We start from the raw sequence: 25,812 nt of genomic DNA, 5'->3' as shown, positions 1-25,812 counted from the left end.
TAAACACTTTGTAAAAGGAGCGTAAACATTTGCTTAGTTTTCTAAGTATTTGTTTAATGTGACAGAAAAGGTTGTCCCTTCATTTACTTTACTCTGTACGTCAATGTGTCCTTTATGTGCTTCTACAAGATGCTTGACAATAGCTAGTCCAAGACCTGTACCACCGGAGTTTCTACTTCTTGCTTTATCCACCCGGTAAAAGCGTTCAAAAATCCGAGGAATTTCTTCTTGAGCGATGCCAATCCCTGTATCAGTGATATGAACAAGGACCGTTTCTAATTTCTCTTCAATTTGAATATGCACTTTTCCGCTTGGCATCGTATAATTCAGTGCATTACTAATTAAATTCATAAAAACTTGGGTTAACCGCTGGATATCTCCTTCAATTAAACATTCCTCTTCCAATGTTTCGATTTGAAGATCAACTTCTCGCTCTTTTGCTCGATTAGAAAGAACCATAACAATTTCGTAAAGAAGCGTATTAATATTAATAGTTTGAACGGTTAACTGAAAACCTTGCTGTTCCACTTTTGATAAATCTAATAAATCTTGTATTAACGTTTCCATCCGTTGACTTTCATTCATGATAATCGATAGAAATTGCTTTCTTAGCTCAGGTTCCTCCATAGCTCCATCTAAAAGCGTCTCACTAAACCCTTTAATTGATGTGATAGGTGTTTTTAACTCATGAGATACGTTAGCAACAAAATCTCGACGAACTTGCTCTAGTTTCTTAAGTTCTGTTATGTCATGAAAGACAAGAACAATCCCTTTCCATTCATCATTTAACCCAATAATTGGTGCTCCATATACATCATAGTGACGACGCTCAATATTCCTAGAGAGTACAACATGCTTGCGAACTTTTACTTCTGTCATAAAAATCTCTTCTACTAGAGAAACCACTTCTTTATGTTCAAACACTTCATAATAAAGATGATATAAGAAATCATCCATCTTTATTTGGAACTGTTCTTTATAAGCTCGATTTACTAGGTTAATATAGCCGCGACTATCAATTAAAATCATCCCGCTACCCATATTTTCAATGAGCGTCCGCAAGCGATCTTGTTGCATCTCTTGACTACGAATTAACTCTTGTAAATTGCGAGCTAAAGCATTGATGGACTGACTTAACATTCCTGTTTCATCCATATAATCTTCATAGGTACGAGCTTTATAATTGCCTCTTGCTAACTCCATGGCTACCTGAGTAGCAGATTCAATTGGTCTCGTATAGCGATTCATTATCTTTATTCCTAGTAATAAAATGACGATTAACGCAACGCCAAGACTCCCAATTAACAGTCCCCATATTTGTTGATTCACTTGATTTAACGATGCAAAAGAGGTACTTAAAACAACAAAACCTTCTTTCTCACCATCAATGACAAGCGGTACGCCATAGTAATAGAGATCATGGTTTTCTTCAATACGACTGAACGCTTCCTTATTCATGCTTTGCTTCTTTATTACCTCTTGGAGTATCCTAGTGTTTTCCAAAGAACCACTGTCACTACTTGCGTTTGAATCTACAAGAATTGTGCCATCATTATTAATAACAGTTGCTCGAACACTTAATGACTCACTAATTGAATCTACATTTTCTTGCAGAGTTGGATTTGTCAGGCCTTCTTTACCAATAAAAAGTTCTACAAGCTCAGCTTCTTTTTCCATACGTTCTTGAAAGGTTTGAAAATAGAAGTTTTTAAAGAGCTGAGCTAATAATAAGCCTAAACAAACCAGTACCACAATAATTAAGGTTAGCAGTGCAAAAAGTAAGCGCGAGCGGAACTTATTCATCTACCTTTGGTTCCTCCAACTTATACCCTAAACCACGAATCGTTTTAATATAAATAGGCTTTCTTGTATTGCTTTCAATTTTTTCACGCAAATGACTAATATGGACATCTACGATGCGTGTATCACCAGCAAAATCATAGTTCCAAACAGCACTTAACAACTGATCACGAGTTAACACCCGTCCTTTATGTTTTGATAAATATAATAGTAGTTCAAACTCTTTTGGCGTTAATTCTAGCTGCTCTTGTTGAAAATAAGCTTCGTAATGCTCAGGAAGAATTTTTAAGTCTCCAATAAAAATTCTTTCTCCATCTTCTTCTTCCTGATCCGCTTGATTACTAATTTGCGAACGACGAAGTATGGCCTTCACCCGAGCAACAACCTCTCGTGGACTGAAAGGTTTGGTCATATAGTCATCTGCTCCAAGTTCTAAGCCTAACACTTTATCAAACTCATCATCCTTAGCCGTTAACATTAAAATAGGCGTCATAACTTTCTGCTGTCTAAGCTTTTTACACACTTCAATTCCATCCATTTTGGGAAGCATTAAGTCTAACACGATTAAATCTGGATTTTCTTCCAGTGCTTTATTGTACCCTTCTTCTCCATCCATTGCTGTGCTAACCTCAAAACCAGCTTGCTGCAGGTTATACTGTAATAATGTTGAGATTGACTGTTCATCGTCTACTACTAATAATCTCTTATTCATGTTCGTAACATAAGCCTCCATCAATTCATTTTAAACGCCACTTCATCCATTATTTTATCTATATGTATGTCATTATCATACACTGATTCTTTAAAGTTCTCAAAGGCATTTCATAATATTATGCCAATAAACAAGCCCCCTAATTGAAAAGGAGGCCTGTTTGTCACCGCATTAAAAGTTCTCAAACTCATGTGTCTCCGCAATGGATAGCTCTTGAGGAGGACATACAATAAATTGAGCTTGTACAACACTTTCTTCGTTTTCATCTGTTGCTTGTACGTCAATTGTAATTGTCTTTTCTTCCATATTTTTATCAACTACTTCAAATAAAAATTCAACTGTACTGTAGTGGTAAATACGCTTAGGAAATGAGACGGTTTGCTTTAAAACATGACTTCCCGGACCTGGCAGGTATTTGGAGATAGCAGCTGTCATCATTCCATTGATCATGATTGCTGGAACAATTGGCTTTTTAAATACTGTTTGTGCAGCATAATCATGCTGAATATAGAGGGGATTGGCGTCATTGGTTAGACCTAGATATAAGAGAATATCTTTATCCTCTATGCGTTCAGTAAGTGAAAGCTTTTCACCAACTTGAATTTGTTTTATAGTTCTTCCAATCTTTTGTTTTTTCCCTAGCACCATTGCTACTTCATCCTTTCTATTTGTAGCTTGTAGAAACAACCACGAATTACACGAACAGTTCTTGTATAAGATAGTGAAGCTTCTACAACAAAAAAATTCGAGGTTTCCCTCGAATTTTCCTGTTTTTCTTTTATAAATGATGCTTTTGTTTAATCAGTGCTTTCTTACTTATTAGATAAGAACGCTCATCACGTTTTTAACTGAATCAGCAGATTGATCTAGAGCTGCTTTTTCTTGTTCAGTTAGCTCTAACTCAATTACTTGCTCAATACCATTTGCCCCCAGAACTGTTGGTACGCCAAGGTAGATACCACTATAACCATATTCACCTTCTAAATACGCAATTGTAGGTAAAATACGACGCTGATCTTTTAGGATAGCTTCTGTCATTTCCAATAGAGCTGCAGCAGGTGCATAATAAGCACTACCATTTCCTAGAAGATTCACAATCTCACCGCCACCTTTACGCGTACGCTCCACAATAGCATTTAAGCGGTCTTGTGGAATTAACGTTTGAAGTGGAATTCCACCTGCGTATGAATAACGTACAAGAGGAACCATATCGTCACCGTGTCCCCCTAGTACAAAGCCAGTAACGTCCTTAACTGAGACATTCAGTTCCTGCGCGACAAATGTACGGAAACGAGCTGAATCTAGTACACCAGACTGACCAATTACACGATTTTTTGGAAATCCAGATTCTTTAAATACTGTATAAGTCATCGCATCAACTGGGTTTGTTAACACAATAATATAACAATTTGGTGAGTATTTAACAATTTCTTGCGTTACAGACTTCATTACCTTTTGGTTTGTCGTAACTAAATCGTCACGACTCATACCAGGCTTACGTGCAATACCAGCTGTAATAATGACAACATCAGAATCAGCTGTATCTTCATAGTTGGCTGTTCCTGTAATATTAGCATCAAAACCTTGTACTGGGCTTGCTTCTAACATATCCAACGCTTTACCTTTAGCTGGGTTTTCTGCCTGTGGAATATCCACCAATACAACGTCAGCTAACTCTTTTTGTCCGATCAAAAACGCAGTTGTTGCACCTGTAAAGCCAGCACCAATAACTGAGACTTTTTTTCGTTTGTTTGACATGTTAATTCCCCCAAATCGTTCTCTTTTACTATTATACTGTTACTTGATTTCCTAAGTTTTTAATTAACTCATCTGCAAATTCAGAGCATTTTACTTCTTTTGCTCCATCCATTAAACGAGCAAAATCATATGTTACTACTTGAGAAGCAATTGTTTTTTCCATTGATTCCATTACAAGCGCAGCTGCTTCAGTCCAACCTAAATGCTCTAGCATTAACACACCTGATAATAATACAGATGAAGGATTTACTTTGTCTAGACCCGCATACTTAGGAGCAGTACCATGTGTTGCTTCAAAGATTGCATGTCCAGTTTCATAGTTAATGTTGGCACCTGGTGCAATACCAATTCCACCTACTTGTGCAGCTAAAGCATCCGAAATGTAATCACCGTTTAAGTTCATTGTTGCAACTACATCAAATTCACGAGGGCGTGTTAAAATTTGTTGTAAGAAGATATCTGCAATTGAATCTTTTACGATAATTTTTCCAGCAGCTTCTGCTTCTGCTTGTGCTTTATTTGCAGCGTCTTTTCCGTCTTTTTCAACGATGCGGTCATATTGAGCCCAAGTAAATACTTTATCGCCGAATTCTTTTTCAGCTAGTTCATAACCCCAGTTTTTGAAGGCACCTTCAGTGAACTTCATGATGTTCCCTTTATGAACAAGGGTTACAGACTTACGACCGTGCTCGATTGCATAGTTAATTGCTCCGCGTACTAAGCGCTCTGTACCCTCAGATGATACTGGTTTAATACCAATACCTGATGTTTCAGGGAAGCGGATTTTGTTAACACCCATTTCAGTTTGTAAGAAGTTGATTAACTTTTGAACTTCTTCAGAACCTTTTGCATACTCAATACCAGCATAGATATCTTCTGTATTTTCACGGAAGATAACCATATCCGTATCTTCTGGACGTTTAATTGGTGATGGAACACCTTCGAAATAACGCACTGGACGTAAGCAAGTAAATAGATCTAACTCTTGACGTAAAGCAACGTTTAGTGAACGGATTCCACCACCTACTGGCGTTGTTAATGGTCCCTTAATCGCGATTATGTACTCACGAATAACATCTAATGTTTCAGCTGGTAACCACTCGCCAGTTTCGTTAAATGCTTTTTCCCCTGCTAATACTTCTTTCCAAACAATTTCTTTTTCGCCATCATATGCTTTTTCAACAGCTGCTTCTAATACACGAGATGCTGCTGCCCAAATATCTGGACCAATTCCGTCTCCTTCGATATATGGAATTACTGGGTTGTTAGGTACATTTAACACTCCGTTTGTTACCGTAATTTTTTGTCCGTTTGTCATAAAAATAACCCCCTTGAAGTTTTAAAGCTTATTAGCTTAGTAGCTTATTATAAAGTGCTCAACTCACGCTGAGCACTTTCTCACATAAAAGTTAATCTCTTTGCTCAATCGGGATATACGCTTGTTTTCCTTCACCGATATAATCGGCACGTGGACGAATTAATCGATTGTTTGAATACTGTTCTAAAATATGCGCTACCCAACCTGATACACGGCTTACCGCAAAGATTGGTGTAAACAAATCATGATCAATTCCTAAGCTGTGATAGACAGAAGCAGAATAGAAGTCTACGTTTGGTGGCAGCTTCTTCTCACTTGTAACAATTTCTTCAATCTTTACAGACATTTCATAAAGAGTAGCGTCTCCAGCTTGTTTTGTAAGCTTCTCAGACATCTCCCTCAAATGTTTAGCACGTGGATCTCCTTGCTGATACACACGGTGACCAAAGCCCATAATCTTCTCTTTATTTGCTAACTTACTGCGAATATAAGGCTCTGCATTTTCTACCGTTTCAATATCAGATAGCATTTTCATAACAGCTTCATTTGCACCACCATGAAGAGGACCTTTTAAGGCTCCGATTGCTGCTGTAATGCCAGAATAAATATCTGAAAGAGTTGCTACACAGACACGAGCGGTAAATGTCGATGCATTTAGTTCATGGTCAGCGTGTAAGACAAGTGCTTTATTAAATGCTTCAACTTCAATGTCAGTCGGTTCATTACCCGTTAACATGTACAAGAAGTTAGCAGCAATGCTATAGTTTTCGTTCGGTTCAATTGGATCCATTCCTTTTCGAATGCGTGAAAAGGCTGTTACAATTGTTGGTAATTTGGCTTGTAGGCGAACTGCCTTACGATAATTAGCTTCTTCATCCATTAGGTCTGCTTCTGGATCGTACAGACCAATTAGTGACACGGCTGTTCTTAAAGCTGCCATTGGATGAACATCTTTGATTGGATATGTTTTGAAATGATCTAATACTTCATGAGGTAATTTAGCATTCTCTGCTAGTAACCTAGAAAAAATAGATAACTCTTCTTTATTTGGTAATTTTCCATGCCAAAGCAAATAAACTACTTCTTCAAATGTAGCATAGTCTGCTAAATCATCAATATTGTAACCACGATAAGTTAGCGTGTCGTCAATAATGGAGCTTACCGCTGAAGTTGTCGCAACAACTCCCTCTAAACCTCGAGTCGCAGTCATATTCCCATCTCCTTTACAGAAAAGATTTCCCCATACACCCTATTGTACATACGAAAATAAATTAATTGAGCGCTGGCTCAATTCCACATCACATAAGACATTTCTATAGAAGCGCATCGTTTCTCATAGGGTTTTCTTAAGACCCTGATAAAAAAAGAAAATGCTTACATTTTCGTATTGCTAAATAACATAAAGAAAATATGCTATCTAGTATGCTTTTTTAGTTGTTTTATCGTATACGTTATACCATACAATTGTATGTAATGAGATGCGGCTTCAAACTATATTATAAACAATTATCTGACTTTTGTGAATGAAAAGAGTAAATAAATTTTAAAAAAATTGTTATTATAAAAAAATTTCTACTAAAATAACTCTGTAATTTTAATAAATAAATAGGCAATTCCAGCACCAATCAGAGGTCCTACTGCAACTCCTTGGAATAGCGCCACAGCTAGGATTGTACCAAATACAAGAGCCGTTGTGATATGAGGATCTTCCGACAATAAAGTCAGTCCATATTTAGCAATAATTGCCACTAGGATTCCAGCAGCTAATGCAACCCATGCATATGAGGATTTGATAGCTTCTCCCAATTGTTTAAAACCAATATCACCTGTTGCAATCGGTACTAATACCGCAACTGTAATAACGGTTACCCCTAGATTGATTCCTTTAGACTGTAAGTAAGGGAATACTTTACCGTCTAGACCTATTAATTTAATAACTAATAAGAAACCTACTGCTATGATTAACGACTGATTTTTTGCAATTAATCCTATAACGAATAAAATAGCTAAAAACATAACTGGCTGTGAAAACATTTGTTTCCCCTTCCTTTCATTACTTTGATACTTATTTGAACTTTATTTTCTAGTGAAAACCTCACTTTTTTCTTTTCACTCTTTCATAAAAGTTGTAAAATACTAACAAAACCACTTTTAAAGGAGGTTGTTAACTACTTGCCTAAGATCTATTGGATTCGCTTTTTACGCACCGTGATTTTATTGACTGGTTTAACCGTCACGTTTCTAGTCGCTTATTACCTTTCAACGCTGCTTTATCCATTCATCATTGCCTTTATCATTGCACTCTTCATGAACCCAATCGTAAACTTTTTTGAGCGTAAGTTAAAGTGTAAACGCTACATTGCTGTTCTCATTTCAATCATGCTTATTTTTTCCATTCTAGCAGGCTCAATTACGCTCTTAGTAACTGAAATAATAGCTGGTACAACCTATCTAGCAAAAGTCGTTCCAAATAATTTTGAAGCCGTCATCGTATACATTGAAAATTTCATTGCCAGCAAACTGATTCCTCTTTATAACCAAATCGCTTCCATGTTTAACAGTTTAAACCATAATCAACAAGAAACTATTTTAACAAATATTCAAAATGTCGGCAGTAGTATTACAACAAATGTAGGAGATTTTGTACAACGACTTTTACAAGCCATTCCAACTTTTCTCGGATGGCTCCCTAATATCGCAACTGTTGTTATTTTTTCTTTACTTGCTACCTTCTTTATTAGTAAAGACTGGAATCGTTTTCTTACATTTAGTAAAAGCTTTTTATCACCAAAAGTAAAACAGAGTAGTGAAGCTGTAGTAGGAGAGCTAAAAAAAGCACTCTTTGGATTTATCCAAGCTCAGCTCACGCTTATTTCCATTACAACGATTATTGTTCTTATTGGTCTGCTCATTTTACGAGTCGATTATTCAATTACCATCGCTTTACTTATCGGCTTTGTAGATTTATTACCTTATCTAGGAACTGGACTCATTTTCGTACCTTGGATTATTTATGCGTTTACAACTGGAAATATTTCCTTTGCTGTTGGTTTATCTGTTTTATACTTGGTTGTTATCGTACAACGCCAAATTATGGAACCGAAAATTCTATCATCTAGTATTGGATTAGATCCTTTAGCTACTTTAGTTGCTTTGTTTGTCGGCTTTAAATTAATTGGTTTTCTTGGATTAATTGTCGGGCCTATCTTACTAGTTATTATTCGTACGCTCTATTCAGCCGGCATATTTCACGATATCAAAAACTTTATTATGGCAAAATAAAAGTGTGCTTCATGAGAACAGTTCTCTCATTGACAGCACACTCTTTTTTAATGAACGCTATAATTTTCATTATTAACGAATAATTGTAAAACGGCTACGGTTTTGAAATAGTCGTTGAAACAGCTTCATAACAGTTGGCTTGATAAATTTTCTTGTTGTCGGAATAAGTAATAAAAAACCCGTTGTATCGGTAAAGAAGCCTGGCGTCAATAATAAAAGTCCACCAATTAAAATACAAAGTCCATCTACAATTGCATCGCCAGGAACTTGTCCAGAATTCATTTGCTGACTTGCTCTCTGTAAGGTCTTTACACCTTGCTTCTTTGCTAAATAAGCCCCTAATATTCCTGTTGCTAAAATTAAGAAAAACGTTGGTAAAATACCAATTTTTGAACTTACTGTTAGCAATAACGTAATTTCGATAGCAGGAATAATAATTAAAATTGGAACGAGAAATTTCACCGTCAACTCTCCTTCTATCTGACTATAGAAAAAGAGAAGGTAAAAAACCTTCTCCTTTATAAATTATTTATGACTTACAGAACGCTTGCATGCCCGTTATATACAACGCCACGAGCTGAATCCACTGTAATATCTTGTCCATCTTGGAACGTTGCTGTTGCGCCTTCTACGCCTACAATGACAGGAATGCTTAAGCTTAGTCCTACAACAGCTGCATGGCTTGTTAAGCCACCTTCTTCTGTGATTAATGCACTTGCTTTTTCAACTGCACTAATCATGTCGCGGTCTGTACTGTTTGTAACTAAAATTGCACCTTCTGTCATCTTTTCATTTGCTTCAGCTGCGCTTTTCGCTACAACTACTTGGCCAACTGCTGACTTACGTCCGATTCCTTGACCCTTTGCTAGCACATCTCCTACAACTTGTACTTTCATTAGGTTTGTAGCACCAGATTCTCCAACAGGTACACCAGCTGTAATAACAACTAGATCACCATGTGATACAATACCCGTTTTCACAGCGTCGTTTACAGCATGCTCTAACATGTCATCAATATTTGTGCAACGCTCACCTACAACTGGTGTAACGCCCCATACTAAAGCTAAGCGACGAGCTACTGAATCGTTTGCTGCTACCGCTACGATTGGAGATTGCGGACGATATTTTGAAACGATTTTTGCCGTATATCCACTTTCAGTTGGAGCAACGATTGCACTTGCATTTAGGTTAAGTGCAGTATGCCCTACAGATTGACCAATTGAATCTGTAATTGATGTACCAACTTGCTTACTACGTTGTTGTAGAATTTCACGGTAGTTAAGTGCTTGTTCTGCACGTGATGCAATCGAATGCATTGTTTGAACAGCTTCAATTGGATAAGAACCAGCAGCAGTTTCACCTGATAGCATAATTGCATCTGTACCATCAAAGATTGCGTTCGCTACGTCACTTGCCTCTGCACGAGTTGGACGTGGATTACGTTGCATAGAATCAAGCATTTGTGTTGCAGTGATAACAGGTTTACCAAGCTCATTACATTTTCTGATTAAATCTTTTTGTACTAATGGTACTTCTTCAGCAGGAATTTCTACTCCTAAGTCACCACGAGCAACCATTAAACCATCAGACACCTCAAGAATTTCGTCGATGTTATCGACACCTTCTTGGTTCTCAATTTTTGAAATGATTTGAATGTGTGTAGCATTATGTTTTTCTAATAGCTCACGAATTTCTAATACATCTGACGCACGACGAACGAAAGAGGCAGCAATGAAGTCAAGACCTTGCTCGATTCCAAACACAATGTCGTTTGCGTCTTTTTCTGTGATACCTGGTAAGTTTACACTTACGTTTGGTACGTTAACACCTTTTTTATTTTTCAAAGTACCTGGGTTCAATACTTTTGTTTTGATTTCACCAGCAGCTTTATTAACTTCTAATACTTCAAGTCCAATTAAACCATCATCTAAAAGAATTTTAGAACCTGGGTGTACATCGTCGACTAGACCAGGATACGTAACTGAGAATTTTTCAGTTGTCCCTACTACTTCTTTCATAGACACGATGATCTCAGAACCTTCTTCTAAATCGATTGCACCATTTTCCATTGTATTTGTACGGATTTCAGGACCTTTTGTATCAAGTAAGATTCCAATTGTTTTTCCTGTCTTTTGAGCAGCTTCACGAATGTTAACAATACGTGCACCGTGCTCTTCGAAATCACCATGTGAAAAGTTTAAACGACAAACATTTAAACCAGAGTTAAATAGTTCAACTAACTTTTCTACACTCTCACTTGCTGGACCAATAGTACCTACAATTTTTGTTTTACGCATTCTATCTTCCTCCTATATAGTGGTATAACCAAGCTTCTCAATTAATACAAACTTTGCACTCAAAGTCACTGGCCTAATTACTTTTCACTTTAAACTCTAACAGCAATATGTAGTTTAGTCAGGCAATGATATGCTCACTGAAACCAAAGAAAAAACTATTATGTAAGCAGTAAATAGACTATCACAACACATGATGTATTGTATACTCATAGCATAATTTTTACGCTTAACGAGTTGATTTTTCATTACAATTAACTTGGTTTATCTAATGATTTTACTATTCCCGTCTATTTGACAAGCATGCCTATAAAATTGGTTTTAGGCATTACAATAAAAGAAGCGAGTTGCTTTCCCTATAACAATGTCTTTTAAATCCATTGAAGGAAAATGCAGGCTTCTTCTTAAGAATCCTATAGGGTTTTGCTGTCTATAAAATACCATGAAGAACTATGAAACACAATAGAGAAGAGCTATTGTAGAAACGAGAAAATGCACCCCCTATCAAAATAGAGGATGCTTTATTGTTTATTTTACACCGATGGCATCGGTTTCAGCTGAAAATTGTCCAATTTTTTTGTATTTTTCATAACGCTCTTCAACTAATTGCTCTTTTGTGAGTTTTGTTAATTCTTGTAAAGAGCTACGAATCGCCACTTCCATGTAACTTGCTTGTTCATCAATATTACGATGAGCTCCACCTTTAACCTCTTCCACAACCTCATCCACAATACCTAGTTCTTTTAAATCAGGCGCGGTAATTTTCATTGTTTCTGCTGCTTGCTTAGCAAGCGTTGCATCTTTCCATAATAACGCAGCAGCACCTTCTGGAGATATAACTGAGTACGTGGAGTTTTCAAGCATATGAAGATGGTTTCCTACACCAAGTCCTAATGCTCCTCCACTTCCTCCTTCTCCAATAACAATACAAACGATAGGTACAGTTAAGCCAGCCATTTCAAAAAGATTTTTTGCGATGGCTTCACTTTGTCCTCTTTCTTCCGCTGCTTTTCCTGGATAAGCACCTTTTGTATCAATAAAGCAAATAATTGGTCTGTTAAACTTTTCAGCCTGCTTCATTAAACGTAACGCTTTACGATAGCCCTCAGGATGTGGCATTCCAAAATTGCGACGGATATTCTCTTTCGTATCTTTACCGCGCTGATGTCCAATGACCGTAACAGGTACACCTTGAAACTTCGCAATGCCTCCCACGATAGCTTCATCATCACCGTAATAACGATCACCATGGCACTCTAAAAAATTAGTAAACAATCTTGAGATATAATCAAGCGTAGTTGGACGTTCAGGATGACGCGCAATCTGTACACGATTCCATGGGCTTAAGTGATTATAAATATCTTTTTCTACTTTTTCCAAACGCTTTTCTAGCTTTTCAATCTCTGTTGATAAATCAACATCCGTGTTTGTTGCAAACTCTTTTAACTCTGCAATTTTATTACGCAACTCCACAATTGGGCGTTCAAATTCTAATTCACTTACCACTGTACGTCACCTCCTACATGAATGTCTAAAATATTTGTGAGCGTTTCTTTTAAGTTATGACGCGCCACAACCGCATCTAATTGTCCGTGTTTTAATAAAAATTCTGCTGTTTGGAAGTCCTCTGGTAACTCTTCTCGAATCGTTTGCTCAATAATTCTTCGACCTGCAAAACCGATTAAAGCACCGGGCTCTGCTAAGTTGTAATCTCCTAGCGAAGCAAAACTAGCAGATACGCCTCCGGTTGTAGGGTGCGTCATAATTGAAATAATGAGTCCACCTTTATCACTATACATTTTTAACGCTGAGCTTGTCTTAGCCATTTGCATTAAACTTAAGATACCTTCTTGCATTCTAGCTCCACCTGATGCTGTAAAAATAAGAAACGGTACGCCTAAATCTTTTGCTTTTTCGATAGCTCTTGTAATTTTTTCACCTACAACAGACCCCATGCTTCCCATTCTAAAATGTGAATCCATAACAGCGACGACTACTTTTAAACCATTAATGTCGCCTTCACCCGTTACGATAGCCTCACTAAGCCCTGTTTTTTCACGATCTTTCTCTAATTTTTCAACGTAATCGGGAAATTCTAGAGGGTTTTGAGAGCGCATTGTACGATCATATTCAATAAATGTGCCTTCATCAATTAAGCTACTAATTCTTTCTTGAGCAGTCATTTGATGATGATGCCCACAGTTTAAGCACACTTTTAGATTTTTATTAAGTTCTTTCGTGTACATGATTTTTTTGCATTTTTTACATTTTGTCATAATTCCTTCAGGTACATCTTGTTTTAGGTGTTCTGATGGAACTGAAGCATACTTTCTCTTCTTTGTATTCTTTGTATTCTTTGTATTTTTAGTAAATAGATCTCTTAACAAAGTGTAACCTCCTTTTGATTCTTTTATCTAAAAGAATCCGTCTTCGTATCCTTTGCTTACCATATAATAAGCATCAGTCTGAAACCAATAGAGCGTTTATCACCTATTATTCAAAAATAGGTTACACAATCGGTGAAAACAGACCATGAAGTATGAATCGACTCATAATTCTTCATTTTGTGTACTAGTTGATATTTACTTTACAAGAAAAGTTGTACATTTTGTGTAGAAACATGCAACGTGCTATTCGACATTTTTTGAATCATCAAAAGGATGATACCACCCCTTGTGAATCGTAAAAACATCATGCTCGTTTCCATGTTTAATAGCATGAATTAATAACGCGATTTGGGCTTGATTTTGCATCGTTGTTGACTGTTGAAATGTATAGTAAAAGTTACTAACAATTAACCAAATTCGCTGTAACAATCGATTAGTTTGAAGCCGAAATAGCTGCTCAAATAGATGCTTAATTGTTAGGGTTTTGTTATCTAGCTGATCAACAATACTTTTATTATTTTGTAGTATGGATTCTAAGCATGCTTTTTCTAACATATATTTTGTTTCGATTAAGTCTTCTTTTGGCTTGTTATCATGTAAGAGAAACGTTGCTAAAATGTCGATAAGCTGATGATCGCCTACTTCTTTAATAAACGTGCCTTCGCCCCTTCGTGTTTCGATAAGGCCTAGCAACTCCAATGCGCGAAGTGCTTCACGCACAGAAGAGCGACCGGCATTTAGTCGCTCTGCTAACTCTCGCTCTGACGGAATTTTATCTCCTGTTTGCAGCTGATTAGACTGCATCAATTGCCGAATTTGCTTTAAGATTTCTACATAAACTTTTGAACGTTCATTCATCAACCTATTTTTTCACTCACCTTATCCGCTTAGTATCCACACATTTTTTTCGCTATCTTACTTTATTCAATGATAGCCAAACGCTGCGTTTTTAATGCAATATCATCTGGATCAACCTGTAACCTTGCAACACCTGTTTCCATCGCCGCCTTCGCCACAGCAGCTGCTACTGCTGGTGCAACTCTAGGATCAAATGGTGCTGGAATAACATAATCTTCATGTAAATCTTCTGATGAGATAAGACTTGCAATTGCTTCTACCGCAGCAATTTTCATCTGCTCATTAATATGAGTAGCTCGTACATCTAGGGCACCGCGAAATATACCAGGAAACGCCAGTACGTTATTCACCTGGTTAGGAAAATCAGATCTTCCTGTCCCAATTACCTTGACACCTGCACTCTTTGCATCGTCCGGCATAATTTCAGGCATTGGATTGGCCATTGCAAAAACAATCGGATCCTCATTCATTTTGTGAATCATCTCTTTTGTTAGAGCCCCTTCGACAGATACACCAATAAACACATCTGCGTCAGCAAGTGCATCTTCTAAAGTGCCCGTTACTTTTTGACGATTGGTATAAGCGGCTACCTCGTCTTTTATTTTATTCATTCCAAACGATCTACCTTCATAAACTGGACCTTTTGAGTCACACATAATAATGTCGCGCACGCCGTAGCGATGCAATAATTTAATGATGGCAATCCCCGCGGCTCCAGCACCGTTGGCTACTACCTTCACTTCTGACATCTTCTTATTTGCTAACTTCAGTGCATTTACCAAGCCAGCTACCGTTACAATTGCAGTTCCGTGCTGATCGTCATGAAAAATAGGAATATTGGTTTCTTTTTTTAAGCGTTCCTCAATTTCAAAACAATTTGGTGCCGCAATATCCTCTAGGTTTACTCCACCGAATGTTGGTTCTAATAGCTTTACTGTCTCTACAATCTGGTCAATATCTGTGGTCTTTAAGCAGATAGGAAACGCATCGACCCCGGCAAAGCTTTTAAATAATACTGCTTTACCTTCCATTACGGGTAAAGCTGCTTCCGGACCAATATTTCCTAATCCTAAAACCGCAGTTCCGTCAGATACCACTGCGACCATATTCCCTTTCATTGTATACTCATACACATTATTCACATCATCATAAATTTCTTTACAAGGTTCAGCTACTCCAGGTGAATAAGCTAGGCTTAAGTCCTGAGCATTTCGAACAGGGATTTTCGATTTAGATTCTAACTTTCCTTTATTGATACGGTGCATATGCAGTGCTTCTTCGCGTAAAGACATGAGCTCACTCCTCATTCGATATAAGTATACATATAGCTATTAAAATAGAAACGATGCAGTTAAGCGTTAAGTGCTCAATTTTATTGCATCTAAGTAAATGTAAAATTAAGTAACAGTGGTCAGACCACTTTTTTTTTAACTTCTTTACAATATAACATCATCTACAATCTGTAAAGACTATAGCGTTTTTACAGCGACATTTTCATCTCCTAATAGGTCTTTAAACTGTGTAACGATATCACTTTCTAGTGAAATAAAATAGTCCGACGGTAAGCGTAATAATCGCTTCTCTAACTCATAGTACACCAGAACTGGTACATTTCCTTTAGCACTGTTAATTTTTTTATAAATACTACGAATTACTTTATCACTTTGAGCTGATGACTTTATCCTTAAATATACTTCTTGTTTCGGTAGCTCTTCTTCAAGTTCCTTTGCTAAATAAACTTCTTGTGCAACAATTTGTTGTTTATTTGTTCGAATATCCACCTTGCCTTTAATCAATACAATTTGTCCAATACTTAACAGCTGTTTGTATTTTTCGTAGCTTCTCGGAAACACTACTGCATCCGCATCGCCTGTTTCATCACCAATTGCAATAAAAGCCATTTGTTCACCTTGTTTGGTACGAATGACGCGTTCACTTGAGATAAGTCCAATAACTGAAACTTGTGTACCACTTTTACAGTTTGCAATATCGCATAGTGAGATTGTAGAATGAGCTTCCATTAACCTTTCATGCTGAGAAGTTGGATGATTTGATAAATAGAAGCCTACTGCTTCTCTTTCACGTTCTAGGATTTCTTGTTCGCTGAATTCATCTACTATAATGTACTTTGGCTTGAGGGAAAACTCCATGCCAAAATCATCTTGTGGATCAACCAGCTGTGCGTGCTCGAATGCCACGTCTATCGTTTCAATAAGAGTGGCGCGGTTTTCACCAAACTCGTCGAAACAACCAGCGTTAATCAGCATTTCAAGAATTTTTTTATTTACAACCTTCGTCGATACGCGCATACAAAAGTCAAATAGATCCTCAAATGGTTTATTCTTTCTCTCATTAAGTACCTCTTGAACCACTGTTCCCCCTACATATTTAATTGCTCCTAAGCTAAAGCGAATCTGTTTCTTTTCTACATTGAAAGCAAACGCGCTTCGATTGATAGATGGCGGTAAAAGAGCAATCTTTCTTTTTCTCATTTCTTGAATATATTGCTCACTTTTTGATTGATTTCCAATCGCACTGGTTAATAAAACTGCAAAAAATTGAAGAGGGTAATGTGCTTTTAAATAGGCCAAGTAATAAGTAATAAAGCTATATGCAACGGCATGACTTCTGTTAAATCCATAGTTAGCAAACTTAACAATTAAATTATAAACTTGGTCTGAGACTTCTTCGCTATACCCCTGCAGTTTACTTCCTTCAACAAAATGCTTTCTCTCTTTCTGGAGCGTCGTACTTTCTTTTTTACTGACGGCGCGCCTTAAAAGGTCAGCTTCACCTAGTGAGAATCCTGCCATTTGCGAAGCAATTTGCATAATTTGCTCTTGATAAACAATAACTCCATACGTGGTTTGTAAAATTGGTCTTAGTACATCATGAACATACGTAACCCTTTCTAAGCCGTGCTTTCTTTTAATATACGTTGGAATATGTTCCATCGGTCCAGGACGATACAAAGCATTGACTGCTACAATATCTTCTAGTTCCGTTGGTTGTAACTTTTTTAATACTTTACGCATGCCGTCTGATTCTAGCTGAAAGATTCCAGTTGTATCACCACTTGCTAAAAGCTGAAACGTCTTAGCATCTTGCATAGGGATATCTGATAGTTTCTGCTTTTTCCCTGTATCTCGCTCCACTTTTGCAAGAATATAATCAATTAACGTTAAGTTACGAAGACCTAGAAAGTCCATTTTAAGTAAGCCGATATCCTGCAGTGCTTCCATTGGATACTGAGTGAGGTACACATTATGCTGACCATCTTGAATAGGCGTATACGATGTCAACGGTTTGTCGCTAATAACAACGCCTGCAGCGTGAGTAGACGTATGTCTCGGAAGCCCCTCTACTTGCATCGCTAATTGTAAAAGCTTTTGTCTAGTCGGCGTAGTTTGAATATACTCACGGAAAGGCTTAGATTGTACAACCGCTTGTTGTAGCATGACTCCTGGCTTAGATGGTAACAGTTTTGAAATAATGGACAGTTCTTCTTTATCTATTCCTATAACTTTTCCAACATCTCGAATGGCAGCTTTAGCAGCCAATGTTCCAAACGTGATAATTTGAGCCACATGAATTTGACCATATTTTTCAGCAACATATTGAATAACTTGGTCACGCTTATTATCTGGAAAATCAATATCAATATCGGGCATTGAGATTCGTTCAGGATTTAGAAACCGCTCGAATAATAAATGATGCTTAATTGGATCAACATTGGTAATTTCTAACGTATAAGCAACTAAAGAACCTGCTGCTGAACCACGTCCCGGACCTGTAATAATTCCATTTTGATGCGCATACTGCATAAAATCCCACACAATTAGAAAGTAATTGCTAAACTTCATCTCTTGAATAACACTAAGTTCATAATCTAGTCGTGCTGCATATTCAGGGGGTACTGTGCCTAAACGCTTCTTCAACCCTGCTTGACACTGCTTCTGTAAATAGCTATCCGCCGTATCTTCACTATTTGGGATTGGATAGGATGGAATCATCATTTTACCAAGTGAAAGCTCCAGGTTACACCGTTCGGCTACACAATTTGTTTCATAGACAGCGGAAAGAACATCTGTATACAGGCTCTCCATTTGAGACTGTGTTTTAAAGTAGTATTCTTTCTTATCCGAATCCTCTTCTATCAGACTTTGAAGCATACTACCCTCACCTATAGCAGTTAGGCATTCATAGGCCTCATAATCTTCTTGAACAAGGTATTTCACGTCATTAGTAGCTAGTAACTTCACATTCAATTCTTTAGCTAAGTTACGAAGCTCCTCGTTTACAGCCTGCTCTTGATTTCCGTGACGTTGAAGAGACACATAAAAGCTTTCTTCTCCGTATATGTGTTTAAAGAATGCCATCGTTTGTCTCGCTTCATCTAGCTTATTATCTAAAACAAGTGATTCAATTTCTCCTGATAATCCAGGCGTAAAAGCAATTATGCCTTCTTTATAATGAGGGAGCCACTTTTTTTTCACACCGTTCTTTTCTTTTGTTTGAACAAGACTGCTCAACTTCACTAGATTTTCATAACCCTTCTCATTCTGAGCAAGTAAAACAAGCGGATAAGAAAACGATTCATCTTCTTGCTTTAGCACATGTAAAGTCAAACCGATGATTGGCTTTATACCGGCTTTTTTGCACTCTTTATAAAAAGGGATAGCTCCGTACATCACGTTTTCATCCGTTAGAGCAACAGCTTTATAATCTAATGCTTTTGCACGTTCGACTAGCTGCGTAATTCGAACTGTACTATTTAAGATGCTATATGCACTTTTTAATTGTAGATGAACAAAAGGCACGAGTCTTCCCACCTTCTTTTTATGTATTTATATCCATTATAAATTTTGTTGTTCTTCCATACAAATCACATAACTTGTTTTGTTTGTCCATATACATGAATTACAGCAGAAATGATAGAAAATGTATAAAAGGAGGGAAAAGATGAAAGAGCCCTTTATGTCATTGTTTATTTGGAGCTACTTCACTTCATTAGGTATTATTCTTGGCGGTGCTTTAATTGGTTCGTTTGCAGGATTTTTAATTGGTAAATCTCCATTTCATATCATGTATACTTTAAGTAACAGTTTAAAAATCTGGGCAATTGTGGGAGCAATTGGAGGCACCTTTGATACGTTCTATAGTTTTGAACGTGGCTTATTTGAAGGTGCTACTAAAGATGTTGTAAAACAAATCTTGTTAATACTTTCAGCGATGGGTGGTGCTCAAACAGGGGCACTAATTATTAAATGGTTAACTCAAGAGAGCTTAGGTTTATGAGAGTCCCAAACAAACGTCTATATAAGCGGTCAGATTTAGAACGTTTTTTCGCTGGATTAGTTATCGGTGCCATTGTTAGCTGGGGCGTTTTTTTAATTATTTATGGTGAGCTACAGCATGAACAAACAAAATCATTAGTGCAGCTTGAACAGCAGCTAGAAAGAGCAGAAAAAAACAGCCTAATTTGGCAAGAAGATGTACGAGAATTAAATAAAAAAATGAAAAAAAACATTTTAATTCAAGAAGTAAAAGTAAATTTAACAAATACGAAGCAATATAAATTAGGCTCTCTCACTTCTTACCATCTTCAAGCTAGCGTTGAAGAGGAAGCATTGCATTTAATTGCTCAAGATATTGAGAGTGCGTATGACGCACGAAACGTATTAAAAAAAGCAATTGAAAATAAAAAATATGAATTCGATAAAATGATTTATGAAGTCGAAGTGCATCAAATTTACTTTTACACCACTTTGTCAATTGAAATTCGCATAAAGAAAGTAGAAAAAGTTATGTAAAACAGGCGTACTAAGAGAATGTACGCCTGCTTAAACATTTACTGAAATAGTGCTTCTAAATCTTGCAGCAGTGGCTGAACCTCATCCCAAGAATAAATGGAAGCACCAGCTGCAAGTGGATGACCTCCTCCTTTATACTTACGAGCAATTGTGTTGATAACCGGCCCTTTTGATCTTAACCTTACTCGAATTTGATCTTCTTCTTCCACAAAGAATACCCATACCTTTATACCTTCAATATGCCCTAACGAACTAACTAGCTGTGATGCATCTGCTGGTGTTACATTATACTTTTCAAGAATTTCTTTTGGTATTCTCATATATCCAACTCCCGACTCCGATAGGGAGAAGTTTTGCAGTACGTAGCCGTGCAAATGTGCTACGTTTTCTTTTGTTTTATACATCTCATCATAAACATTTTTGAACTCAAAATCATATTGAATCAAATCGCTTGCATAGCGGAAAGTCTTAGGCTTTGTGCTTGGAAATAAAAAGCGCCCCGTATCTCCTACGATTCCACTAAAGATTAATTTGGCACCGCGATCATTTAACATAAGTCCATCCTCTTTACCATGAAGGAAAAATTCATAGATCATTTCGCTTGTTGAACATGCTTCTGTATCCACCCATAGTAAATCTCCGTACTTGTCTTCATTCGGGTGGTGATCAATTTTAATTAACATTTTCCCTTTTGCATATCGCTGATCACAGATTCGTTCTTGATTGGCTGTATCACATACAATAACGAGTGCATTTTCATACAAATCATCAGCAACATCATCCATTTGATATAAAAACTTAAGAGATTCCGCTTCTTTTCCTGTTACGTAAATATTTTTTTCCGGAAAAGATGTTTTTAAAAGCTCTGCTAACCCACATTGAGAACCATATGCGTCAGGATCTGGTCTTACATGACGGTGAATAATAATTGTATCGAAACTTTTAATTGCATCTAAAATTTGTGTTTTCATCTAGCAGCACTCCCATCGATAAATTAGCAAACTATTTATGTACCAAACCTAATAGCTAGTTCTATTAAATCATAGATAGCTAGAAGTTTAAAAGCAGAATTAATTAATACTAGAATTTTCTGGCATCTATCGATAGAATAAGAATAAGTAGTCTGTTACATACAGCTTAAAGAAAACGCATTCAGGGCTATGAAGCCGAAATTTTTTAGATATTTTACCACCGATAAGTCATTATCTTTAAAAGGAGCTGAATGAATTAATGCCTATTCTCGCCATTTTAATTGTCATTTCATTTGTCTTTTATTTCTATTTAAAAGTTAAGTATGTCCGCTCCAAACGTCCTATTGAGCGCAAATGGATTTCTGCAAAATCGAGCATTTCACTCGGAGCTTTTGTACTTTTTTTTGGAATTAACCAGTGGTTTATTTATGCAACTACAACGTCTCTCATTATCGGTATCATCTTTGCTTTATTTGGTCTCGGAAGTATTATTACAGGTATTCGCGCATATAAGTATTATCTTCCTCTTGCTACAAAAGAAGCTCAAACGTCTTCATGAAAAAAGTGTGCACTGAATGAGTGCACACTTTTTTCATACACGTTCTAAGAGCTGTGCCATCAGCATTGCTTTACCAACAACGACGCCCTCATTGTATACTTCAACATCTACCTTTCCAAACTTTCGTCCCAACTCTAATACTTTTGGTCGAATTTCAACAATGCTGTCAATTTGTACAGGTTTAATGAAATAGATGGTAATATTCTCAATAACTAAGTCCCCTTTTTTAAATGAACGAAGTGCTCGATTTGCCGCTTCTGTTACAATCGTTGTAAATACCCCGTACGAAATAGTTCCCATATAGTTTGTCATTTGCGGTGTCACTTCACAACGATAGAATGGTTCCGCTTTTGTATCTTTTACATCGATGAATTGATTAGTGACAATATCATCAATTGTTTCACCAACCTGAGGCTGTCTTTGAATCATCTGAAGTGCTTTTAAGACATCTTGTCGACTGATAATTCCTTCTAAATGGTGAGAATCATCAACTACAGGTAGAACTTCAATACCTTCCCAAACCATCATATGAGCAGAAGATGCCACCGACGTTTTGCCATGTACCGTCATTGGATTTTTGGTCATTACCTTCTCAATAGGGGTTTGCACATCATAACCAATGACATCTTTAGAAGTCACCATCCCGTGAACTTTCATCTGATCATCCACTACCGGAAAACGACTGTGATGCGTTTTTGTGTTAAGATTATGCCACGTGGCAATTGTATCATTAAGCTTTAGACTAACAGCTTCTTCAGCTGGCGTTAAGATATCTTCAACCAGTACAATTTCCTTTTTAATTAGTTGGTCGTAGATGGCACGGTTAATCATGGTTGCAACAGTAAACGTATCATAACTTGTAGAAATAATCGGAAGTTTCAAGTCATCTGCGAGCTTTTTCACCCACTCTTCCGTATCAAATCCTCCTGTAATTAAAACAGCTGCTCCGGCTTCTAAAGCTAGTTCATGTGCATTTACTCGGTTTCCAACAATTAAAAGGTTGCCTGCTTCTGTATATCTCATCATGGCATCCAGCTTCATTGCCCCTATAACAAATTTGTTAAGCGTTTTATATAACCCTTCTCGTCCGCCTAACACTTGTCCATCTACAATATTTACAACTTCGGCAAACGTAAGTTTTTCAATATTTTCTTTTTTCTTACGCTCAATTCGAATGGTCCCAACACGCTCTATTGTAGAAACGTACCCTTTATTTTCTGCATCTTTAATAGCTCGATAAGCAGTACCTTCGCTTACCGTCAGCTCTTTTGCAATCTGCCTGACTGATATTTTCTCACCAATTGGTAACGAGTCAATATAGTGTAGTATCTGTTCATGTTTTGTCGCCAAATGTACTTCACCCTTCTAAAGCACCGGACGTACTCGGCGCTTTACTCTTTTCTTTTTATTATAAAGGTGGAAGGAGCGGGATTCAATCTCATCCTCTTTGACGAGTTGGCTTGCGAAGTTTTTGTTGCAAAAGCTTTTTTTGCTCTTCTTTTTTCGCGTATAAAAGTGCTGATACATTACCACCTACAACTAGCAGTGCTAACCCTAACCAAGCAAGGCTAAAAATCCCTTGAAGACTATCTATGCTTATGACAATATAGGGCTTTACATAATAAAGCATAAGGCCACACAGCAACAAATATAAAAGCGCTCTATTTCGCTTTAACACCAATACATTCCCCCTTTTTTATTTACATAGTATGCTTGTACACCCAAAAAAAGACGATGCACATTAAAATTGCACCGTCTTGCTTTTTCTCTTATAACTCTAAACCTTCTCCAGGATTTAAAACTTTTCCTTCAATTCCTTTTAAGGATTGAACGAACTCATGAGGATCTTGTTTAATAACAGGGAATGTATTGTAATGGATTGGAACGACTAGTTTGGCATTAATCCATGAAGCTGCAACTGCTGCATCCTCTGGCCCCATTGTAAAGTTATCGCCAATCGGCAAAAACGCTACATCTGGATGGTAATCGCTTAATAACTTCATATCGGAATAAAGGGCCGTGTCGCCCGCATGATAAATAGTTTTTCCTTCAATTGTTAGTAATAAACCGGCTGGCATACCCGTGTAAACAATTTGCTTGTTGTCTTCTTCCGTATAGCTTGATCCATGGAAAGCTTGTGTAAGTTTAACTTTACCGAATTCAAACGTATAAGCTCCGCCAATGCTCATTGGATGAACGTTTAAACCTTTCCAACCTAAATATGTAGCGAGTTCAGCAATAGCAATTACTTGCGCATTTGTTCGTTTGGCAATAGCAACTGTATCTCCTACGTGATCATTATGACCGTGGGTTAGTAAGATATAATCTGCCTGTACATCGTCTGCATTTAAATCCGTTTGACCATTCCCAGTAATGAATGGGTCAATTAAAATCGTTTTCCCTTGCGTTTCAATTTTCACAACCGAATGTCCATGATACGAAATGTGCATAATAACCTCTCCTTTGTCATTATCACTAATTAACTAGTTCATACCCTTTCTATACTACTTTAAACAGAAAGGGTACGTTCTTTTTATTATAAATCGGTTATGCTTGCTCTAACAATGTTGTAGCATCAGAGTATGTTAATCCATGTGCATCAGCTACCGCTGCATATGTTACAAAGCCGTTTAATGTATTAATTCCTTGAAGTAACGGCGGATTTTTCAAACATGCTTTTTTATATCCTAGGGTTGCAATTTGAAGTGCATAAGGAACAGTCACGTTCGTTAAAGCCATGGTTGAAGTACGAGGAACAGCTCCAGGCATATTAGCTACCGCATAATGTAAAACACCGTGCTTTTCATACGTTGGGTTATCATGTGTCGTAATACGATCTGTTGTTTCAAAAATTCCACCTTGGTCAATAGCAATGTCTACGACAACTGAGCCAGGAGACATTGTTTTAATCATGGAAGTTGTAACTAATTTTGGAGCTTTGGCACCTGGAATTAATACTGCTCCAATTACTAAATCTGAATCCTTCACAGATTCTGCAATGTTATAGTGATTTGACATTAATGTTGTAATTTCCTTGCCAAATAAGTCGTCTAGTTGTCGAAGTCGCTCTGCGCTTAAATCAATAATGGTTACATTTGCTCCTAGACCAACAGCAATTTTCGCAGCATTTGTTCCCGCAACTCCGCCACCAATGATTGTCACTTTTCCTCGTTGAACACCGGGCACACCACTTAGTAACACTCCTTTGCCACCTTTTGTTTTTTCTAAAAATTGTGCGCCAATCTGCGAAGACATCCTTCCAGCTACTTCACTCATTGGTGTCAAAAGAGGAAGCGTACGATTCGGTAGCTGCACAGTTTCATAGGCAATACCTACTACTTTCTTTTCAATCAATGCTTTTGTTAATGCTTCTTCAGCAGCAAGGTGCAAATACGTAAATAAAATTAACCCTTCACGAAAATAATTGTACTCTTCTTGCAATGGTTCTTTTACTTTCATAACCATTTCTGCACTCCACGCATCGTGAGCTGTTTCAACAATGGTTGCTCCAGCTTCTACATACTGTTCATTCGTAAATCCAGACCCTTCACCGGCATTTTTTTCAACCCATACCTCATGACCGGCATTTGTAAATGCCGTCACGCCAGCTGGTGTAATAGCAACGCGATTCTCATTGTTTTTAATTTCTTTTGGAACACCTATTTTCACGATTGTCACTCCTTAATTCATTGTTTATTTATCATATGAATGATATGTAAAATAAGCTCCCCACCTTATGCTTATAAAGTGGGGAGTTTTTGCCTTACCTATAGTTTATCCATCTTTTTATTCATATAGTTCGTTGTCACTTTTATCTTCAACATTTTCAAATGTTGAAGCCATGTAACCATCTCCTACTACACCACTTGAGTAGGAGTCCATTAATTGTTGAAACGTTTTTTTTTCTCCTTCATGATCATATTCATAAACGTGCTGAGGTTTCTTTTTTTCTTTCATTGTTAATCTCTCCTTAGCTAACATGTTGTTTTATTCCCCACTATTTTTCTTCTAACTTGTTGGAGTTATGCACGACGTAGATGGGATTGTAACTCTATATGCT

General features: G+C 37.1%; 24 protein-coding genes. 4 read left to right on the top strand and 20 right to left on the bottom strand.

Features of this window, described 5'->3' with window-relative positions; all coding sequences use genetic code 11:
- Nucleotides 1–33: 33 nt before the first annotated feature.
- The 7 genes from pnpS to V2145_RS00920 form a co-directional block, all read right to left on the bottom strand.
- Nucleotides 34–1,803 (bottom strand): two-component system histidine kinase PnpS, encoded by a 1,770-nt coding sequence (gene pnpS, locus V2145_RS00950; protein ID WP_094911867.1) that lies wholly within the window; start codon nucleotides 1,801–1,803, stop codon nucleotides 34–36.
- Nucleotides 1,796–2,512 (bottom strand): response regulator transcription factor, encoded by a 717-nt coding sequence (locus V2145_RS00945; RefSeq protein ID WP_094911868.1) that lies wholly within the window; start codon nucleotides 2,510–2,512, stop codon nucleotides 1,796–1,798. Before V2145_RS00945 ends, pnpS begins: the two co-directional genes overlap by 8 nt.
- A 171-nt stretch (nucleotides 2,513–2,683) precedes the next feature.
- Nucleotides 2,684–3,160, bottom strand: a complete 477-nt coding sequence (locus V2145_RS00940) for a MaoC/PaaZ C-terminal domain-containing protein (protein WP_094911869.1) — start codon at nucleotides 3,158–3,160, stop codon at nucleotides 2,684–2,686.
- A gap of 171 nt (nucleotides 3,161–3,331) precedes the next feature.
- On the bottom strand, nucleotides 3,332–4,270 hold the full coding sequence (gene mdh / locus V2145_RS00935) for a malate dehydrogenase (protein ID WP_094911870.1): 939 nt from the start codon (nucleotides 4,268–4,270) through the stop codon (nucleotides 3,332–3,334).
- 31 nt (nucleotides 4,271–4,301) lie between these two features.
- Entirely contained in the window at nucleotides 4,302–5,588 is a 1,287-nt protein-coding gene (icd, locus tag V2145_RS00930; protein ID WP_131888378.1) for an NADP-dependent isocitrate dehydrogenase, read from the bottom strand.
- Between the two features lie 91 nt (nucleotides 5,589–5,679).
- A complete protein-coding gene (gene citZ / locus V2145_RS00925) occupies nucleotides 5,680–6,798 on the bottom strand; it encodes a citrate synthase (protein WP_094911872.1) in 1,119 nt (372 codons plus the stop codon).
- 365 nt (nucleotides 6,799–7,163) lie between these two features.
- A complete protein-coding gene (locus tag V2145_RS00920; protein ID WP_094911873.1) occupies nucleotides 7,164–7,622 on the bottom strand; it encodes a DUF441 domain-containing protein in 459 nt (152 codons plus the stop codon).
- A 138-nt stretch (nucleotides 7,623–7,760) separates the two neighbouring features.
- Here V2145_RS00920 and ytvI point away from each other — a divergent pair, with 138 nt between their 5' ends.
- Nucleotides 7,761–8,870, top strand: coding sequence for a sporulation integral membrane protein YtvI (ytvI, locus tag V2145_RS00915; protein ID WP_094911874.1), 1,110 nt, complete (start codon nucleotides 7,761–7,763; stop codon nucleotides 8,868–8,870).
- Nucleotides 8,871–8,942: 72 nt separating this feature from the next.
- On the opposite strand, the gene V2145_RS00910 is transcribed toward ytvI, so the two are convergent.
- From V2145_RS00910 to dnaE, 7 genes are all read right to left on the bottom strand, one after another.
- Nucleotides 8,943–9,332, bottom strand: coding sequence for an FxsA family protein (locus V2145_RS00910; protein ID WP_094911875.1), 390 nt, complete (start codon nucleotides 9,330–9,332; stop codon nucleotides 8,943–8,945).
- 74 nt (nucleotides 9,333–9,406) lie between these two features.
- Complete coding sequence (gene pyk, locus V2145_RS00905; RefSeq protein ID WP_094911876.1) at nucleotides 9,407–11,167, bottom strand: pyruvate kinase; 1,761 nt, start codon at nucleotides 11,165–11,167, stop codon at nucleotides 9,407–9,409.
- Nucleotides 11,168–11,692: 525 nt separating this feature from the next.
- A complete protein-coding gene (accA, locus tag V2145_RS00900; RefSeq protein ID WP_210609360.1) occupies nucleotides 11,693–12,670 on the bottom strand; it encodes an acetyl-CoA carboxylase carboxyl transferase subunit alpha in 978 nt (325 codons plus the stop codon).
- Entirely contained in the window at nucleotides 12,664–13,551 is an 888-nt protein-coding gene (gene accD / locus V2145_RS00895; RefSeq protein WP_330987258.1) for an acetyl-CoA carboxylase, carboxyltransferase subunit beta, read from the bottom strand. Before accD ends, accA begins: the two co-directional genes overlap by 7 nt.
- A 243-nt stretch (nucleotides 13,552–13,794) precedes the next feature.
- Nucleotides 13,795–14,409: a FadR/GntR family transcriptional regulator gene (locus V2145_RS00890; protein WP_179289254.1), complete on the bottom strand. Its 615-nt coding sequence runs from the start codon at nucleotides 14,407–14,409 to the stop codon at nucleotides 13,795–13,797.
- A 62-nt stretch (nucleotides 14,410–14,471) separates the two neighbouring features.
- Complete coding sequence (locus V2145_RS00885) at nucleotides 14,472–15,701, bottom strand: NAD(P)-dependent malic enzyme (protein WP_094911880.1); 1,230 nt, start codon at nucleotides 15,699–15,701, stop codon at nucleotides 14,472–14,474.
- A gap of 177 nt (nucleotides 15,702–15,878) precedes the next feature.
- Nucleotides 15,879–19,229: a DNA polymerase III subunit alpha gene (gene dnaE, locus V2145_RS00880; protein WP_330987257.1), complete on the bottom strand. Its 3,351-nt coding sequence runs from the start codon at nucleotides 19,227–19,229 to the stop codon at nucleotides 15,879–15,881.
- Nucleotides 19,230–19,371: 142 nt separating this feature from the next.
- On the opposite strand from dnaE, the gene V2145_RS00875 reads away from it, so the two are divergent.
- Both V2145_RS00875 and ytrI read left to right on the top strand, forming a co-directional pair.
- The gene (locus V2145_RS00875; protein ID WP_025907274.1) at nucleotides 19,372–19,707 is read left to right on the top strand and encodes a YtrH family sporulation protein; all 336 of its coding nucleotides are present in this window, start codon (nucleotides 19,372–19,374) and stop codon (nucleotides 19,705–19,707) included.
- Nucleotides 19,704–20,222, top strand: coding sequence for a sporulation membrane protein YtrI (gene ytrI / locus V2145_RS00870; RefSeq protein ID WP_094911882.1), 519 nt, complete (start codon nucleotides 19,704–19,706; stop codon nucleotides 20,220–20,222). The genes V2145_RS00875 and ytrI overlap by 4 nt, the downstream gene beginning before the upstream one ends.
- Nucleotides 20,223–20,260: 38 nt before the next feature.
- Here ytrI and V2145_RS00865 read toward each other — a convergent pair whose 3' ends face one another.
- A complete protein-coding gene (locus V2145_RS00865; protein WP_131888384.1) occupies nucleotides 20,261–21,193 on the bottom strand; it encodes a DHH family phosphoesterase in 933 nt (310 codons plus the stop codon).
- A 259-nt stretch (nucleotides 21,194–21,452) separates the two neighbouring features.
- Here V2145_RS00865 and V2145_RS00860 point away from each other — a divergent pair, with 259 nt between their 5' ends.
- The gene (locus tag V2145_RS00860) at nucleotides 21,453–21,752 is read left to right on the top strand and encodes a YtpI family protein (RefSeq protein WP_094911884.1); all 300 of its coding nucleotides are present in this window, start codon (nucleotides 21,453–21,455) and stop codon (nucleotides 21,750–21,752) included.
- 33 nt (nucleotides 21,753–21,785) lie between these two features.
- Here the strand turns inward: V2145_RS00860 and V2145_RS00855 are convergent, their stop codons facing one another.
- The 5 genes from V2145_RS00855 to V2145_RS00835 form a co-directional block, all read right to left on the bottom strand.
- The gene (locus V2145_RS00855) at nucleotides 21,786–23,102 is read right to left on the bottom strand and encodes a CBS domain-containing protein (protein WP_094911885.1); all 1,317 of its coding nucleotides are present in this window, start codon (nucleotides 23,100–23,102) and stop codon (nucleotides 21,786–21,788) included.
- A gap of 88 nt (nucleotides 23,103–23,190) precedes the next feature.
- Nucleotides 23,191–23,430, bottom strand: coding sequence for a hypothetical protein (locus V2145_RS00850; RefSeq protein ID WP_256993359.1), 240 nt, complete (start codon nucleotides 23,428–23,430; stop codon nucleotides 23,191–23,193).
- A 91-nt stretch (nucleotides 23,431–23,521) separates the two neighbouring features.
- Nucleotides 23,522–24,202, bottom strand: coding sequence for a metal-dependent hydrolase (locus V2145_RS00845; RefSeq protein ID WP_094911886.1), 681 nt, complete (start codon nucleotides 24,200–24,202; stop codon nucleotides 23,522–23,524).
- Nucleotides 24,203–24,299: 97 nt separating this feature from the next.
- Nucleotides 24,300–25,421 (bottom strand): alanine dehydrogenase, encoded by a 1,122-nt coding sequence (ald, locus tag V2145_RS00840; RefSeq protein WP_094911887.1) that lies wholly within the window; start codon nucleotides 25,419–25,421, stop codon nucleotides 24,300–24,302.
- Between the two features lie 117 nt (nucleotides 25,422–25,538).
- The gene (locus V2145_RS00835) at nucleotides 25,539–25,709 is read right to left on the bottom strand and encodes a hypothetical protein (RefSeq protein ID WP_330987256.1); all 171 of its coding nucleotides are present in this window, start codon (nucleotides 25,707–25,709) and stop codon (nucleotides 25,539–25,541) included.
- Nucleotides 25,710–25,812 lie beyond the last annotated feature (103 nt).

Origin of the sequence: Priestia sp. GS2 (assembly GCF_036409025.1) — a bacterium.
Lineage (GTDB): Bacteria > Bacillota > Bacilli > Bacillales > Bacillaceae_H > Priestia > Priestia aryabhattai_A.
Note: the sequence above shows the minus strand (reverse complement) of the source record. Positions and strands in the feature narration are given on the sequence as shown.

Bases quoted from the DNA above. Each gene is read 5' to 3' on its own strand.
- V2145_RS00940 (WP_094911869.1), bottom strand. From the start codon at position 3,160: ATGGTGCTAGGGAAAAAACAAAAGATTGGAAGAACTATAAAACAAATT.
- V2145_RS00920 (WP_094911873.1), bottom strand. From the start codon at position 7,622: ATGTTTTCACAGCCAGTTATGTTTTTAGCTATTTTATTCGTTATAGGA.
- V2145_RS00860 (WP_094911884.1), top strand. From the start codon at position 21,453: ATGCCTATTCTCGCCATTTTAATTGTCATTTCATTTGTCTTTTATTTC.
- pyk (WP_094911876.1), bottom strand. From the start codon at position 11,167: ATGCGTAAAACAAAAATTGTAGGTACTATTGGTCCAGCAAGTGAGAGT.
- V2145_RS00845 (WP_094911886.1), bottom strand. From the start codon at position 24,202: ATGCACATTTCGTATCATGGACATTCGGTTGTGAAAATTGAAACGCAA.
- mdh (WP_094911870.1), bottom strand. From the start codon at position 4,270: ATGTCAAACAAACGAAAAAAAGTCTCAGTTATTGGTGCTGGCTTTACA.
- V2145_RS00835 (WP_330987256.1), bottom strand. From the start codon at position 25,709: ATGAAAGAAAAAAAGAAACCTCAGCACGTTTATGAATATGATCATGAA.
- V2145_RS00885 (WP_094911880.1), bottom strand. From the start codon at position 15,701: ATGTCTTTACGCGAAGAAGCACTGCATATGCACCGTATCAATAAAGGA.
- citZ (WP_094911872.1), bottom strand. From the start codon at position 6,798: ATGACTGCGACTCGAGGTTTAGAGGGAGTTGTTGCGACAACTTCAGCG.
- V2145_RS00865 (WP_131888384.1), bottom strand. From the start codon at position 21,193: ATGAAAACACAAATTTTAGATGCAATTAAAAGTTTCGATACAATTATT.
- V2145_RS00875 (WP_025907274.1), top strand. From the start codon at position 19,372: ATGAAAGAGCCCTTTATGTCATTGTTTATTTGGAGCTACTTCACTTCA.
- icd (WP_131888378.1), bottom strand. From the start codon at position 5,588: ATGACAAACGGACAAAAAATTACGGTAACAAACGGAGTGTTAAATGTA.
- V2145_RS00890 (WP_179289254.1), bottom strand. From the start codon at position 14,409: ATGAATGAACGTTCAAAAGTTTATGTAGAAATCTTAAAGCAAATTCGG.
- pnpS (WP_094911867.1), bottom strand. From the start codon at position 1,803: ATGAATAAGTTCCGCTCGCGCTTACTTTTTGCACTGCTAACCTTAATT.
- V2145_RS00945 (WP_094911868.1), bottom strand. From the start codon at position 2,512: ATGAATAAGAGATTATTAGTAGTAGACGATGAACAGTCAATCTCAACA.
- ytrI (WP_094911882.1), top strand. From the start codon at position 19,704: ATGAGAGTCCCAAACAAACGTCTATATAAGCGGTCAGATTTAGAACGT.